The organism is Streptomyces sp. NPDC059002 (genome assembly GCF_042740435.1).
Lineage (GTDB): Bacteria > Actinomycetota > Actinomycetes > Streptomycetales > Streptomycetaceae > Streptomyces.
Map to the genome: position 1 here is coordinate 271188 of NZ_JBHYJI010000003.1, position 14891 is coordinate 286078.

Genomic DNA, 14891 nt, shown 5'->3' on the forward strand with positions numbered 1-14891 from the left:
GCGGGCTGCGCCACCCCTCGTGTCAACGATGGTTGACACGAGGGGTCTGTCAACGTAGGTTGACGTACATGAGTGAAGCAACGGACCTCGCCGAGCGTGCGGGTGATCGCGATCCACGGGTCGGGCTGCGGGCCGTGTCCGCGCTGCGGAAGCTGGTGGAACAGCTGGAGGCCGTGCAGGTGCGCAGCGCGCGCGTGCAGGGCTGGTCGTGGCAGGAGATCGCCGCGGAGCTCGGAGTGAGCAGGCAGGCCGTGCACAAGAAGTACGGGAGGCAGTGATGTTCGAACGGTTCACGCGGAGCGCCCGCGACGTCGTCAAAGGCGCGGCCGAGCACGCCGAACGGGCGGGGCACGACAGCGTCGAGGAGGGCCACCTCCTCCTCGCGCTGCTCGACCGCGAGGGCAGCAGGGCGTCCTTCGTCCTGACCGCGCTCGGGGCGAAGGGTCGCCGTGACTCCATCGCCGCCGCCCTCGAAGAAGTACGGCGCCGGGGCGGCATGAGCCGCGCCGACGTCGACGCCCTCGCCGGACTCGGCATCGACCTGGCGGAGATCGTCTCCCGCGTCGAACAGGCGCATGGCGCGGGGGCGTTGGCGGGCGCGGGTGCGGGCGCGCGAGGCCGTCGGGGCCTGCTGGGCGCCGTGCGCACCGGCCCCTTCACCCCCGAGGCCAAGCAGGTCCTGGTCCGGGCCCTCCGCATCGTCACCGGCCAACGCGAGCGCCAACTCGGCGACGAACACCTCCTGCTGTCCCTGACCCTGGGCGCCAACGCCATCGCCGACGTCCTCGCCGAACACGGCGTGACCGAGGCGTCGGTGCGGAGGGTCCTCCATGGCGGGGGCCGGGGCGGGGAGGCTGTGGCGGGGTAGCCCAGCTTGTCCGGCGCGACTCGCCTGGTCTGGCATGACCCGCCTCGTCTGGCGCGACTCGCCTCGTTCGGCGTGACCCGCCTCGTTCGGCGCGGCTTGCCTCGTCTGGCGTGACCTGCCTGGTCCGGCGTGACCTGCCTGGTCCGGCGCGACTCGCCTCGTCTGGTGTGACCTGTCTGGTCCGGCGTGACCCGCCTCGTCTGGTGTGACCTGTCTGGTCCGGCGTGACCCGCTTCGTTCGGCGTGACCGGCCTTGTCCGGCGTGACCCGCCTCGTTCGGCGTGACTTGCTTCGTCTGGCGCGACTCGCCTCGTTCGGCGCGACCCGCTCTGGCCCGGGGCGCTCGGGCTCGACGGGGCTGTCCCGGCCACTCTGGCCTGGTCGGCCCGCCCCGGCCACTCTGGCCTGGTCGGCCCGCCCCGGGCGGGCCAGTTCGGTCGCTCAGGCCCAGTCGGTCCGCCTCGGCTGCTCCGGCCCGAGTGCTCCGGCCCGAGTGCTCCGCCCGGGGGGCTCCCGCCCCGAGGCGTCCAACTCGGCCGCTCAGGCCCAGCTGGTCCGCCCGTTCCGGTCTGTCCGTGTCGGCCCGGTCCGCCCCAGCCGACCCGGCCCGACCCGTGCCGTCCCAGTTCACTCCGGCCTGGCCGCTCTGGCTCGGCCGTCCCGCTCCGACCTGGCTGGTCCGCTCTGGCCCGACCGGTCCGCTCCGGTTCCTCCGGCCCGGCCGGTGCGCCTCGCCGGTCCGGCCAGGCAGGCCGGCCCGCCCCTCCGCTCAACCGCTCAGGAGCGAGAAGCCCGTAGGGCCGCCCCGATGTGGGCCGCTGCCGCGGACAAGTGCTGGCGGGCCTCGCGGAGTTGGTCCGGGGAGACTCCGTGGTCTCGGGCCGCGTCGCGGATGTCGTCGCGGAAGCGGTCGAGGAGGCGGTCGAGGTCGCGGGCCGGGTCGTCGGTCGGGTCCTCCTTGGCCCAGTCGGGGATGTAGTCGACGGCGAGGTCCTCGGGACCCGTGGCGAACTTGGGCTGTTCGGCGGCCGTTCCGGGGGTCGGCTTCTGTGCCCCGGTCCCGGTCCGCGCGCCGGACCCCGGCGTCTCCCCGCGGCCGAAGTTCTTGCCGAAGTCCTTGCCGAACTCGCCGAATTCCTTGGCCAGTTCCGTGAGGCCCTCCCGTACGCCCGTCGGCCAGTCGCCCCGCGCGAAGTGGTCCTGCACCTGCTCCTGGACATGCCGGGCGATGCGCTGGAACTCCTGCTGTGCCTGCGTCTGCGCCCGCTCCTGGGCCTCCTTGGCCTGACGCCGCGCCCGCTGGGCCTCCTCGCGGGCCCGGCGGCTCTCGTCCTTGGCCCGCCGTGCCTGCTCCTTCCACTCCTGCTTGGCGCGCTTGAAGTCCTCCTTCGCCTGGCGCCAGCCCTCCTTGTCGCCGGACGCCCAGTCGAAGAAGTCCGAGGGGTCGGGATAGCCGTGACCCTTGCGGCCCGACGTGCCCGAGGCCCGCGCCTCCTCCGCGGCCGCCCGCATCTCGCGGCGCAGCTCGCCCGCCGCGCCCTGCACGCCGTCGCGGATCTCGGCGGCGAGCTCGGCGACGGACTCGCGGATCTCCAGCTCCAGGTCGGCCAGCTCGCCGCTGCGGTCGGCCAGTTCGGCGCGGCCCGCGTCCGTGATGGCGTACACCTTTCTGCCGCCCTCCGTGGTGTGCGTGACCAGGCCCTCGGCCTCCAGCTTCGCCAGGCGCGGGTACACCGTGCCCGCCGAAGGCGCGTACAGACCCTGGAAGCGCTCTTCGAGGAGGCGGATCACCTCATAGCCATGGCGCGGGGCCTCGTCGAGCAGCTTGAGCAGGTACAGGCGCAGGCGGCCGTGGGCGAACACGGGGGGCATCTCAGAGCACCTTCTTGTCGGTCGGGCCGTCGGCCGGGCCGTCGGTCGGCTCGGGGGTGTCGGCGGGGGCGTGGTCCGTCGGTGGGGTGGGGCGTGCGGCGTCCTCCGGAGCGATCTCCAGTGGGACGTCGTCGTATGGATCTTCCTCCATCGGCGGCCTGCGCAGGAGCGCGATGGAACCGGACACCGTCGTCGCCTTGAGTCGCCCCCTGCCGTTGCCGAGCCGGCCCGTGATCTTCTTCGCTGCCCACTGGCCGCTCACGCGCAGATCCTCGAAGGCGTTCGACACCGCGCCGGTCGCGGTGTCCACCTCGACCTCCGCGTCCGCCGGGTGCGGCAGCCGGATCGCTATCTCGCCCGAGACGCCGGTCAGGGCGACGTCGGTCGCGCCGCCCGCCGGGTCCAGGTCCACGATCATCGAGCCGCTGACCGATTCCGCCCGGACGGAGGAACCCGCGGCCTCGACGACGGTGAGGTCGCCGGAGACGGAGGAGAACCGCAGGTCGCCGGTGACTCCCTGGGTCTCCACGCCGCCCGAGACCGTCTCCACCCGGGTCGGTCCCGAGAGGCCGACGAGGGTCGTCCTGCCGGTGACGCCGCGCACCTCCGCGTGCCCCTCGATGCCGGAGACCATGGCGGCCGCGCCGACCACGCCCACCTCGACGGCCGCCGACGCGGGGACGGCGAGCGAGACCACGGCGCTGCGGCGCCAGCTCTTGTGGTCGAGCCACTTGAGGAAGCCCTTCCAGGGCAGGTCGTCGTACGCGACGGTGAGGGTGCCGCCCTCCTGGGTCACGATCAGGGGAGGGCCTTCTATCTCGGAGACCTCCAGGCGGGCGGAACCTTCGTCCGTGCCCACGACGTTCACCGTTCCATTGACGACGCGCACATGGAGTGTCGTCACGGGGGTGTCGAACGTGAGCTTCCGGGGCTCGGCGACGGACCACTCGGACATGGGTGACCTCCTAGGCGGACGGGACGCGACGCGCCATATCGCGTCTCTGTCATTCACGATATATCGCGGATACGGAAAGTCAAGACATAGCCGAGACTTCCGCGGGACGACTCCGTCGGCTCGGGCTGCCGGGGCGATGGGATTTATGCATCGGAATCCGATCTGTCCTAGCGTGGGGCCATGTCGTCCGATGTCTCCGAGCGCGCCAGAGCCGCAGGCGCGCTGCTTCTCTGCCGGGCCGAGCCCGACACCGTCGATGCCGTGGCCCAGTTGCTGCGCGAGCGGATGCTGCTGGCGCCCGCCGGTCCCGGCTGGAGCGTGCTCGTACCCGAGGGCAAGCCCTGGCTGCACGGCGAGGAGCCGGTCGACCGGGTGCTCAACGGGTGGGCCACGGCGCTCGCCGTCGGGTCGACCTGGCCCGTCCTCGCCCTGTGGTGGGACTCCGACCGCTCCGGATACACCCTGGCCGCGGGCTTCCGGCGCACGGTCGGATACGTATGGCTGGCGAACGGGACGCCCGTCGGGGAGGACGAGGCGATGCGGACGTTCGCGGCGCGTCTGGGGCTCGACCCCGTCCTCGACATGCAGTCCCTGGAGGCACTCGCCAGGCCCGACACCGAGGCCGACGCCCGCGCCAGGATGCGCGGGCTGCTCGCGGTCCTCACCCGCACCGGGCTCACGCTCCCGCCCGGCCTGACCCCCGGCGAACCGGCCGACCGGCTGCGCGAGGTCGCACGCGTGCAGCCGGGCACGCGGCAGGTCGAGTGGTCCGGGTGGCGCGACGCGATGCGGGCGGAGTTCGACGTGGTCGAGAAGGGGCCGCTCGGCCCCTGGGTCCGCGGCCCACGAGCACGCGCCCTCGCCGCGGCACAGGTCGCCGCGGGCCTCCCGCTGGCCGCGTGGGCGGTACGCCGCCGCAGCGGAGGCTGGGCCGCAGCGGCCGCGCTGCTCCTTGCGCAGGGTGCGCTCGGCCTCGCGTACGACAGGATGCGCGCGACTGCCCCCGCGCGCGACTGACCCTGCGGGCGGCTGGCCCTGCGGGCAGCTGAGCGGATCCCGGCGCCGGCCGGGGCGTCGACTTCAGGCCCTGCCCCTCCCGGCCGGGCCGGTGTCCCGGCCGGGGGTTCGGGCGGGTTCGTGAGCGGGTCTTGGCCGGTTCCGTGGTCTCGGGCTGAGGTCAGCGCTTCGAGCGCCTGCACCGGATCCCTGCCTGGGCCTCGCCCGGCTCCCCGCCTGGGCCCCGCCGGGCTCCCTGCCTGAGCTCCCCGTCCGGGCTCCTGCTCAGGTTCCTTGCCCGGCTTCCGCCTGGGCTTCCGCCTGGGCTTCCGCCCGGCTTCCGCCCGGCTTCCGCCCGGGCTCCCACCCAGCTCCCGCCCGGGCCCCCGCCGGGCTCCCCACCCGGCCCTCAACGGCCACCCCACGCCCCCGGACGCCCCCGGACCAGTCGCCCCCCTCAGCCCCGCTCTCCAGCCCTCAATTCCCCGCCTGCCCCGCCTGCCCCGCCTGTCCCACCCGCCCCGCCACCGCGTCAAGCACCAGCCCCAGTAGCCGGTCCGGCTGGGCGGGGTCCGTGGTGTCGCGGGTGGTGGACAGGGCGATGCCCAGGACCAGTTGGAGGAGGTCTGGGGATGTGAGGTCGGGGCGGGTGGTGCCGGAGTGCTGGGCGTGGGTCAGGAGGTGGTGGGCCGTGTCCTGGAGGCGTTGGTGGCAGTCGAAGCCGAGGGTGTCGGGGCTGCTCAGTTCTTCGAGCATGACGGCGCCGCCGAGGCCCTGGTGCGCGCGGGCGTGGGCGAGGAAGGCGCGGAGCCACTCGGCCAGCGCCTCGTCGGGGGAGTGCGTCGTGCGGAGCTCGTCGGCGCGGCCGCACAGGGTGTCGATGCGGTCCTTCAGGACCGCTGTCAGCAGGGCGGGGCGCGTGGGGAAGTGCCGGTAGAGCGTGCCGGGGCCGACGCCCGCCCGGCGCGCGATGTCGTTCAGGGAGGCGTCGGGCCCGTGCTCGGCGAACGCTTCGCGCGCGGCGGCGACGATGCGCTCGCGGTTGCGTCGGGCATCGGCGCGCGGCTGTCGTTCCTGGGCCGTCGTCATGGGGCCATCCTCCCGTTCCTGTGTGCCGCGGGGCTAGCCATGCGGAGAGGTTCTCCGTATTGTCTCATCCGGCAAACGGAGAACCTCTCCGAATGTGACCTGACGAGCGAGGAGGATGCGATGAGCGACGACGCCTTGGCGCGGACGGGGCTCGGCCGGGCCGGGATCTGGACCTTTGCCTTCGAGGGGCAGCCCGCGGGACGGGTGCGCGAAGCCGCCGCGGAGATCGAGGAGTTGGGGTACGGGGCGATCTGGTACGGGGAGGGCTTCGGGCGGGACACCGTGGGGCAGGCCTGGCTGCTGCTGTCCGCGACCCGCCGCACCGTCGTCGCCTCGGGCATCGCCAACATCGCCTTCCGTGAGCCGCTCGCCATGGCGATGGCGGAGCGCGCGCTCGGCGACGCGTTCCCCGGGCGCTATCTGCTCGGCCTCGGCGGCCACCGGGTCGACGACACCGTCCACGAGATCGACGGATATCCGGTCCCCGCGCGCGGGAAGGCGCTGTCGACGATGCGCCGCTATCTGGACTCCATGGACGCCGCCCCGGCGCACGGCCCCGTCCCCGATCCGGCGCCGCGTCGCGTCCTTGCCGCCCTCGGCCCGAAGATGCTGGCGCTGGCCGCCGAGCGGACCTGGGGCGCCCACCCGTACTTCGTGCCCGTCGAGCACACCGCGCTGGCCCGCAGGACCATGGGGCCCGACGCGTTCCTCGGCGTCGAGCAGGCCGTCGTCCTCGACACGGACGTCGACAGGGCCCGCGAGGTGGCCACGGCGCACGTCGCGAGCTACGCCACGATGGCGGCCCATCAGGAGGCGAACGTACGTCGCATGGGATTCGGTGACGAGGACCTGGCGGGCGGGCGGCCGAGCCGCCGTCTCGTCGATGCGATCGTCGCCTACGGAGACGTGGACACGGTCCACGCGCGCGTGCGGGAGCATGTCGACGCGGGGGCCGACCACGTCTGCGTACAGGTGCTGACCGAGGATCCGGCCGCGCTGCCGCTGCCGCAGTGGCGGGAGCTGGCCCCCGCCCTGCTCGGCCGGTGAGGACCCGTCGGAGGACGGTTGCTACTCGTCCTCGTCCTCGTCGTCGAGCCGCGCCAGCCACGTGGCCAGGCGCTCGACCGGGACCTCGAAGTCCGGGTTGAGGTCCACGAAGGCGCGGAGCTGCTCGGCGAGCCACTCGAAGGTGATCTCCTCCTCGCCGCGCCGCTTCTCCAGCTCCTCGATGCCACGGTCGGTGAAGTACAACTCATGCTCCTGGTGCGGACGGTCTCTGGCTCTTCATCGTATGCGGAGGGCGCGTGGCGCCTCACCGGGCGGTGAACGCCGGTGGGCCCGGTCCCGAGCGACAAGCACTCGGGGCCGGGCCCACCGGACGTACGACCGCTGCGGCCTAGGCCTCGAAGACCTCGCGGACGAGCTGCTCCTGCTCCTGCTCGTGGCGCTTCTTCGAGCCGACCGCCGGGGACGAGCCGTGCGGACGCGAGATGCGGCGCAGGCGCTCGTCGTGCGGGAGGTCGGCGCCGACCGCCAGGTCCAGGTGGTCGATGAGGTTGAGGGCGATGAAGGGCCATGCGCCCTGGTTCGCCGGTTCCTCCTGCGCCCACAGGTACTTCTCGGCGTTCGGGAACTTGGCGATCTCCGCCTGGAGCTCGGCACCCGGCAGCGGGTACAGGCGCTCGATGCGGATGATGGCCGTGTCCGTGGCGCCGCGCTTGACGCGCTCCGCCTCGAGGTCGTAGTAGAGCTTGCCCGCGCAGAACACCACCTTGCGCACCGCGGCCGGGTCGACCGTCGAGTCGCCGATCACCGGGCGGAAGCCACCGCTGGTGAACTCCTCCGTCTTCGAGGCGGCCGCCTTGAGGCGCAGCATCGACTTCGGGGTGAAGACGACCAGCGGCTTGTGGTGCGGGTTGTGCACCTGCCACCGCAGGAGGTGGAAGTAGTTCGACGGGAGCGTCGGCATGGCGACCGTCATGTTGTTCTGCGCGCACAGCTGGAGGAAGCGCTCGATGCGGGCGGACGAGTGGTCCGGGCCCTGGCCCTCGTAGCCGTGCGGCAGCAGCAGCGTGACGCCGGAGTGCTGGTTCCACTTCTGCTCGGCGGCCGAGATGTACTCGTCCACCACCGTCTGCGCGCCGTTGACGAAGTCGCCGAACTGCGCCTCCCACATCACCAGAGCCTCGGGGCGGGCCAGCGAGTAGCCGTACTCGAAGCCCATCACCGCGTACTCGGAGAGCAGCGAGTCGTAGACGTTGTAGCGCGCCTGGTCCTCGGAGAGGTACAGGAGCGGCGTGAAGTCCTCGCCCGTCTCGCGGTCGATGAGCACCGCGTGACGCTGGCCGAACGTGCCGCGTCGCGAGTCCTGGCCCGACAGGCGGACCGGGGTGCCCTCAAGAAGCAGCGAGCCGATGGCGAGGGTCTCGCCCATGCCCCAGTCGATCGTGCCCTCTTCGACCATCGTCGCCCGGCGCTGCAGCTGCGGCAGCAGGCGCGGGTGGACGGTGACCCGGTCGGGGATGTTGACCTGGGACTCGGCGATCCGCTTCACGATCTCCTGGGAGATCGCGGTGTCGAGCTTGACCGGGAACTCGGCCTCGGGCGCGGGCACCTCGGCCTCGGTCGGCTGCGCGGTGGCCTCGCGGACCTCCGTGAAGACCTTCTCCAGCTGGCCCTGGAAGTCCTGCAGCGCCTGCTCGGCCTCTTCGAGGGTGATGTCGCCGCGACCGATGAGGGACTCGGTGTAGAGCTTGCGCACCGAGCGCTTCTTGTCGATCAGGTCGTACATCAGCGGCTGCGTGAACGCCGGGTTGTCCGACTCGTTGTGCCCGCGGCGGCGGTAGCAGATGAGGTCGATGACCACATCCTTGTTGAACGCCTGGCGGAACTCGAAGGCGAGGCGGGCGACGCGGACGACGGCCTCGGGGTCGTCGCCGTTCACGTGGAAGATCGGCGCCTCGATCATGCGGGCCACGTCGGTGGCGTACATGGAGGAGCGCGACGACTCCGGGGCGGCGGTGAAGCCGACCTGGTTGTTGATGACGATGTGGACCGTGCCGCCCGTGCGGTAGCCGCGCAGCTGCGACATGTTGAGCGTCTCGGCGACCACACCCTGGCCCGCGAAGGCCGCGTCACCGTGCAGGGCGACGGGCAGGACCGTGAAGTCCGTGCCGCCCTTGTTGATGATGTCCTGCTTGGCGCGGGTGATGCCCTCGATGACCGGGTCGACCGTCTCCAGGTGGGACGGGTTGGCCGCGAGCGAGACCTTGATCTGCTCGCCGTCCAGGCCGGTGAAGGTGCCCTCGGCGCCCAGGTGGTACTTCACGTCGCCGGAGCCGTGCATGGACTTGGGGTCCATGTTGCCCTCGAACTCGCGGAAGATCTGGGCGTACGACTTGCCGACGATGTTGGCGAGGACGTTCAGGCGGCCGCGGTGGGCCATGCCGATGACGACCTCGTCCAGACGCGACTCGGCGGCGCTGTCGATGACGGCGTCGAGCAGCGGGATGACGGACTCGCCGCCCTCCAGGGAGAAGCGCTTCTGGCCGACGTACTTCGTCTGCAGGAAGGTCTCGAAGGCCTCCGCCGAGTTCAGGCGGCGCAGGACGCGCAGCTGCTCCTCGCGCTCCGGCTTGGAGTGCGGGCGCTCGATGCGGTCCTGCAGCCACTTGCGCTGCTTCGGGTCCTGGATGTGCATGAACTCGACGCCGGTGGTGCGGCAGTACGAGTCGCGCAGCACGCCGAGGACGTCGCGCAGCTTCATCATCGACTTGCCGGCGAAGCCGCCGACCGCGAACTCCCGCTCCAGGTCCCACAGGGTGAGGCCGTGCTCGGTGATGTCCAGGTCGGGGTGCTTGCGCTGCTTGTACTCCAGCGGGTCCGTGTCGGCCATGACGTGGCCGCGCACCCGGTAGGAGTGGATCAGCTCGAAGACGCGGGCGGCCTTCGTGACGTCGTCGTCGTGCGAGGCGTCGATGTCCTTGAGCCAGCGGACCGGCTCGTAGGGGATGCGGAGCGCCTTGAAGATCTCGTCGTAGAACTCGTTCTCACCGAGGAGGAGGTTCGCGACGATCCGCAGGAACTCGCCGGAGGCGGCGCCCTGGATGACCCGGTGGTCGTAGGTCGACGTGAGCGTCATGACCTTCGAGATGCCGAGCTTGTTCAGGGTGTCCTGGGAGGTGCCCTGGAATTCGGCCGGGTAGTCCATGGAGCCGACGCCCATGATGACCGACTGGCCGGGCATCAGACGCGGGACCGAGTGGACGGTGCCGAGGCCGCCGGGGTTGGTCAGCGAGACCGTCACACCGGTGAAGTCGTCCATGCCCAGCTTGCCGTCGCGGGCGCGCCGGACGATGTCCTCGTAGGCCTGCCAGAACTCGAAGAAGTTCAGGGTCTCGGCCTTCTTGATGCCCGCGACGACCAGCTGGCGGTCGCCGTTGGGCTTCACCAGGTCGATGGCGAGGCCGAAGTTGATGTGCTCCGGCTTGACCAGGGTCGGCTTGCCGTCCTTCTCCACGAAGGAGTAGTTCATCGACGGCATGGCCTTGATGGCCTGCACCATCGCGTACCCGATGAGGTGCGTGAAGGAGATCTTCCCGCCGCGGGCGCGCTTGAGGTGGTTGTTGATGACGATGCGGTTGTCGAAGAGCAGCTTCACCGGGACCGCGCGCACCGACGTGGCGGTGGGGACCTCGATGGAGGCGTTCATGTTCTTCGCGACGGCGGCGGCGGGGCCGCGCAGCGTCGTGTACTCGGGACCGGCCGGGGCCTCCGTCGCGGGCGCGGCCTTGGCGGCGGGCTTCGCGGCTGCGGGCTTTGCGGCGGGGGCCGGAGCGGCGGCCGCGGGCTTCGCGGGTGCGGCGGCCGGAGCGGCCGGAGCAGCGGGCGCGGGAGCCTTGGCGGCGGGCGCGGCCGGGGCCGCGGGCTGCGCCGGGGCGGCGGGAGCGTTGGTGGACGCGGCCCCCGCGGCCGCGTCACCCGCCGGCTTCACCGGGGCGGCGGCTACGGAAGCGCCCACCCCCGGCTTGTAGTCGGCAAAGAAGTCCCACCAGGCTCGGTCGACCGAATTCGGGTCCTGGAGGTACTGCTGATAGATCTCGTCGACGAGCCACTCATTGGGACCGAAGGCAGCAGCAGGGTCCTTGCCCTGACCGTCTTGGTCGGTCGAGATGCTCGAGTTACTGGGGGACTGTGGCGACACGGCGGTAACCGCCCTCTTCCGCTTCACAAGGTGATGGACAGCGGAAATAAAGGCTACGCCTCCATCGGCGCGAGGTGCAGACCGGGCCGGTCATCCGTCGCGTAAGTCACACCGGAACGAGGGTTTCGGGGCTGTAAATGGCGGGAAACAAGCGAGGTTCTGCAACGCCAGATGGCCGCGCGGGTACGCCGATGGGACGTCTTCGCGCGGCGGCGGCGTCCGGGCGGGGCAGAGATCCGCCCGTGGTCCGCTTCCGTCTCGAACCCTACGTCAACTTCACACTTCGGGCAGGCCCGGAAGGGTGACCTGGATCCGGCAGCCACGAGGGGATTCGGCCACTCCGATGTGACCGCCGTGCAGATCGACCGCCCAGCGCGCGATGGCGAGGCCCAGACCCGTGCCGCCGTCGTTGCCGGGCCCGTGCGCGGGGGAGCCCGCGTGACTGCCCCGGTTGAAGCGCTCGAAGACGCGGTGCCACTCGGACTCCGGGATGCCGGGGCCCTCGTCGAGCACCTCCAGGTCCAGGGACTCCGGGTCGAGGCCGCGCCGGGCGCGCACCGTCACGCGGCCGTGCGGCGGGCTGTGCTTGACCGCGTTGTCGATGAGGTTCGCCACGACCTGGTGCAGCCGCTCCGCGTCCGCGTGGGCCGTCAGCTCGGGCGGCGACACGTCGAGGTGCAGATGGACGTCCGTACGCGTATGGCTGCCGGAGCCCGATGCGATGCCCGCGCGCGCGGAGGCGACCATGTTGGCCTCCTTCAGGACGCCCGACAGATAGGGCCACACCTCGAAGCGGCGGGCCTTGAGGGGGACGACGCCGTTGTCGAGGCGGGACAGGTCGAGCAGGGTGTCCACGAGCCTGCCGAGGCGTTCCGTCTGCTTCAGGGCGGTCCGCATGGTCTCGGGGTCGGCGGCGGAGACACCGTCGACGACGTTCTCCAGGACCGCGCGCAGCGCCGCGATGGGGGTGCGCAGCTCGTGCGAGACGTTGGCGACGAGCTCCTTGCGCTGCTGGTCCTGGGCCTCCAGGTCGTCGGCCATGCGGTTGATGGTGGAGGCCACGTCGCCCAGCTCGTCGCGGCGGTCGGCGCCGCGCACCCGGCGCGTGTAGTCGCCGTGCGAGACGGCGCGGGCCACCGCGTTCATCTCGTCGAGCGGCGCGGTGAGGCTGTGCGCGACGAACTGCGTGATGAGCAGCGTGGCGATCACCGAGAAGACGGTGATGAAGCGCAGCTCCGTCTCGGTCTTCATCGCCACCAGGAGCAGGCCCGTGGTGATGAAGACGGACACGACGACGAGGGCGCCGAGCTTCGTCTTGATGGAGAACGGCTGCAGCCCTCCGAAGGGCCCGCTCATCGCAGGGCCCGCCTCACGGAGTGGGCGTCTCGAGGGCGTACCCGACGCCGTGCACCGTACGGATCCGCTCCGCGCCGATCTTCCTGCGCAGTGCCTTGATGTGGCTGTCGACGGTGCGGGTGCCGGACGCGTCGGCCCAGTCCCACACCTCGGCGAGCAGCTGCTCGCGCGAGAGCACCGCGCGCGGCGTATTGGCCAGACAGACGAGCAGGTCGAACTCGGTGGGCGTCAGATGGACGTCCTCGCTGCGCACCCGCACCCGCCGCTGGGCGTGGTCGATCTCCAGCTCGCCCAGGCGCAGGATGCCGCTGCGGGGCGTGGTCGCGGCGAGCGCGGCCCGCTCGACCCTGCGCAGCAGGACGTGCACGCGCGCCGCGAGCTCCCGCATGGAGAACGGCTTGGTCATGTAGTCGTCCGCGCCGACGCCGAGCCCGACCAGCATGTCCGTCTCGTCGTCACGCGCGGTGAGCATGAGGACCGGGACGGGCCGCTGGGCCTGCACCCGGCGGCACACCTCCAGGCCGTCGAAGCCCGGCAGCATGATGTCGAGGATCAGCAGATCGGGCTGCCAGGCCTGTGCGGTGTCGACCGCCGCGGGACCGTCTCCCGCTGTTTGCACGACAAAACCCTCGGCCCGCAGCCGGGCGGCGATGGCGTCGACGATCGTCGGGTCGTCCTCGACCACCAGCACCCGGCGCTGGGCACCGGGCATCGCCGCCGTGGCGCCGTTGTGGGAGGTGTGTGTCTGCTCCATCGCCCCGCCCCTGACACTGATCGCTATGTGTTCGGTCAGCAGGGTACGGGGCGCGAAGGCACCTCGGCTACGCAGCCCTGACGCCGAGATGAACCACGTCGGGGACGCCTCGGGCAACGGGGATCTCTTTGGTGCGTACCCCACAGAATCCGGCATTCCGTAGAGCGTCGTCGAAAGCGGACGAGGGCTGGGCGGACCAGACGGCGAGTACTCCGCCGGGATTCAGGCGTTCCTTGCAGGCGGCCAAACCGGCTGGCGAGTAAAGGGAGTTGTTGCCCTCCGTCACCGTCCAGTCGGGGCCGTTGTCGATGTCGAGGCAGAGCGCGTCGTAGGTGTCCCGGGTTCCGGAGACGTACGCGACAAGGTCTGTGTGCAGGATCTCGGTGCGCGGATCGGCGAGTGCGGCGCCGGAGAGTCCGGCGAGCGGTCCCTCGCGGTGCCAGTCGATGATCGCCTGCTCGCGCTCGACCACGGCGATGCGCCCCCAGCGGGGGTCGGCGGCGGCGTGCGCGAGGGAGAAGCCGACGCCGAGACCGCCGATCAGGACGCCGGGCGCGGGGCGGTCGTCGAGGGCGTCGCGGGCGGCGTCGACGAGCAGCCGTTCCGAACGGCCGTCCGAAGTGTCCATCAGGAAACAGCCGTTGGCGATGATCTGCAGCAGCTCACCGTGGCGCCGCAGTACGACCTCGCCGTACGGGCCCTCGCGCCGGTCGAGGACGACGGGGGCGGTGGTGTGGGTGTGCATGGCGCCCAGGGTAGAAGAGCGCCGTACGGAGCGTGCCGCGTCTGACCTGGCCGTCCGTCGAGTTCCCGAACGCAACGACCGGGCGGGGTCGAACACGGAATCGGACCCCGTGACGATGGACGACGAGCGAGCGGCAACGCAGAACAAACCTCTCAGGTTGCTGTGAATCGCCCCTCACGTGGCGTCGGTCATAGACACGGCGGGAAAAAGGGGCAAAGGGTGGGACGGGACGGAAGGAGCGCCTCACCCGTGAACCAGAGCGTGAAGTCCTTGGAAGCCATGCCCGGGTCCAAGGACCCCGAGCGGCCCGCCCTGAACGCGATCCCCCGCCAGGCGAACCCGCAGTCCCCACCGGCGGACGGCCGCGCCCCCGCCCCGGAACGGAACGAGCACACCGATACGTCCGGCGCCGCGGAGCTGACGACCCGTCCCCGCCGCCGCTTCCGCCCCTGGCGCCTCCTGCCCACTCCCAAGGGCACCCCCTTCACCTTCGGTTACGCCCTGGTCCTCACGGCCACCTCCCTGCTCACCGAGTACGCCGACCCGAATCTGGTCTACGCGCTGCTGCAGGGTTCGAGCACCGACGTGGTGAACCTGGCGCACAGCCCCGCGCTGGTCCTCGTCGCCAGCGCCCTGTGGATCGCGGGCGGCATCACATCGCCGTACGCGATCGGGTTCCTGCTCGTCCTGACCGCGCTGGAACGCCGTATCGGCGGCTGGCGCACCGCCGGTGTCTTCCTGTTCGGCCATGCCGTCGCCACGCTCGCGACGGAGGTGCCGGTGGGGCTCTCGGTGCTCGCGGGGCATCTGCCCGACAGCTCGCTGCACCGCCTCGACTACGGCATCAGCTTCGGCGTGGCCGCCAGCGTCGGAGCGCTCGCGGGCCTGCTCACGCCCTGGCTGCGCTGGACGGTCCTCGCGGGCTTCGGCTGGATGCTGCTGGACGACCTGATCGCGTTCACCGACCCCATGACGAACTGGGGCCATCTGCTCTCGCTCGCGATCGGTGTGTCGACCTGGCCGCTGCTCAGGCGGGTGCGTACGTAGGGCGCG

General features: G+C 71.6%; 13 protein-coding genes. 5 read left to right on the forward strand and 8 right to left on the reverse strand.

Going from position 1 to position 14891, the window contains the following annotated elements; genetic code table 11:
- The first annotated feature begins 68 nt into the window (after positions 1 to 68).
- Complete coding sequence (locus tag ACFWZ2_RS04955) at positions 69 to 278, forward strand: helix-turn-helix domain-containing protein (protein WP_384541897.1); 210 nt, start codon at positions 69 to 71, stop codon at positions 276 to 278.
- Entirely contained in the window at positions 278 to 868 is a 591-nt protein-coding gene (locus tag ACFWZ2_RS04960) for a Clp protease N-terminal domain-containing protein (RefSeq protein WP_384541899.1), read from the forward strand. Before ACFWZ2_RS04955 ends, ACFWZ2_RS04960 begins: the two co-directional genes overlap by 1 nt.
- A gap of 777 nt (positions 869 to 1645) precedes the next feature.
- Here the strand turns inward: ACFWZ2_RS04960 and ACFWZ2_RS04965 are convergent.
- Both ACFWZ2_RS04965 and ACFWZ2_RS04970 read right to left on the reverse strand, forming a co-directional pair.
- A complete protein-coding gene (locus tag ACFWZ2_RS04965) occupies positions 1646 to 2740 on the reverse strand; it encodes a helix-turn-helix transcriptional regulator (protein ID WP_384541902.1) in 1095 nt (364 codons plus the stop codon).
- A gap of 1 nt (position 2741) precedes the next feature.
- Entirely contained in the window at positions 2742 to 3695 is a 954-nt protein-coding gene (locus ACFWZ2_RS04970; RefSeq protein WP_384541905.1) for a DUF4097 domain-containing protein, read from the reverse strand.
- A gap of 180 nt (positions 3696 to 3875) precedes the next feature.
- On the opposite strand from ACFWZ2_RS04970, the gene ACFWZ2_RS04975 reads away from it, so the two are divergent.
- A complete protein-coding gene (locus tag ACFWZ2_RS04975; RefSeq protein WP_384541907.1) occupies positions 3876 to 4712 on the forward strand; it encodes a hypothetical protein in 837 nt (278 codons plus the stop codon).
- Between the two features lie 456 nt (positions 4713 to 5168).
- On the opposite strand, the gene ACFWZ2_RS04980 is transcribed toward ACFWZ2_RS04975, so the two are convergent.
- Complete coding sequence (locus ACFWZ2_RS04980; RefSeq protein WP_384541910.1) at positions 5169 to 5780, reverse strand: TetR/AcrR family transcriptional regulator; 612 nt, start codon at positions 5778 to 5780, stop codon at positions 5169 to 5171.
- A 120-nt stretch (positions 5781 to 5900) separates the two neighbouring features.
- Here ACFWZ2_RS04980 and ACFWZ2_RS04985 point away from each other — a divergent pair, with 120 nt between their 5' ends.
- On the forward strand, positions 5901 to 6827 hold the full coding sequence (locus ACFWZ2_RS04985; protein ID WP_384541913.1) for a TIGR03620 family F420-dependent LLM class oxidoreductase: 927 nt from the start codon (positions 5901 to 5903) through the stop codon (positions 6825 to 6827).
- A 21-nt stretch (positions 6828 to 6848) separates the two neighbouring features.
- Here the strand turns inward: ACFWZ2_RS04985 and ACFWZ2_RS04990 are convergent, their stop codons facing one another.
- The 5 genes from ACFWZ2_RS04990 to ACFWZ2_RS05010 form a co-directional block, all read right to left on the reverse strand.
- Positions 6849 to 7031, reverse strand: a complete 183-nt coding sequence (locus tag ACFWZ2_RS04990) for a DUF6104 family protein (protein ID WP_383971853.1) — start codon at positions 7029 to 7031, stop codon at positions 6849 to 6851.
- A 145-nt stretch (positions 7032 to 7176) separates the two neighbouring features.
- Positions 7177 to 10983 carry a multifunctional oxoglutarate decarboxylase/oxoglutarate dehydrogenase thiamine pyrophosphate-binding subunit/dihydrolipoyllysine-residue succinyltransferase subunit gene (locus tag ACFWZ2_RS04995; protein ID WP_384541916.1) on the reverse strand — a complete coding sequence of 1269 codons (3807 nt, stop codon included), beginning with the start codon at positions 10981 to 10983 and terminating at the stop codon, positions 7177 to 7179.
- A 276-nt stretch (positions 10984 to 11259) separates the two neighbouring features.
- The gene (locus ACFWZ2_RS05000) at positions 11260 to 12339 is read right to left on the reverse strand and encodes a sensor histidine kinase (RefSeq protein ID WP_384541918.1); all 1080 of its coding nucleotides are present in this window, start codon (positions 12337 to 12339) and stop codon (positions 11260 to 11262) included.
- A 13-nt stretch (positions 12340 to 12352) separates the two neighbouring features.
- The gene (locus tag ACFWZ2_RS05005) at positions 12353 to 13093 is read right to left on the reverse strand and encodes a response regulator transcription factor (RefSeq protein ID WP_135330435.1); all 741 of its coding nucleotides are present in this window, start codon (positions 13091 to 13093) and stop codon (positions 12353 to 12355) included.
- Between the two features lie 67 nt (positions 13094 to 13160).
- The gene (locus ACFWZ2_RS05010; protein WP_384541921.1) at positions 13161 to 13838 is read right to left on the reverse strand and encodes a spermidine synthase; all 678 of its coding nucleotides are present in this window, start codon (positions 13836 to 13838) and stop codon (positions 13161 to 13163) included.
- A gap of 249 nt (positions 13839 to 14087) precedes the next feature.
- Between ACFWZ2_RS05010 and ACFWZ2_RS05015 the strand changes: the two genes are divergently transcribed.
- A complete protein-coding gene (locus ACFWZ2_RS05015) occupies positions 14088 to 14885 on the forward strand; it encodes a rhomboid-like protein (protein ID WP_384541924.1) in 798 nt (265 codons plus the stop codon).
- The last annotated feature ends 6 nt before the right edge of the window (positions 14886 to 14891 follow it).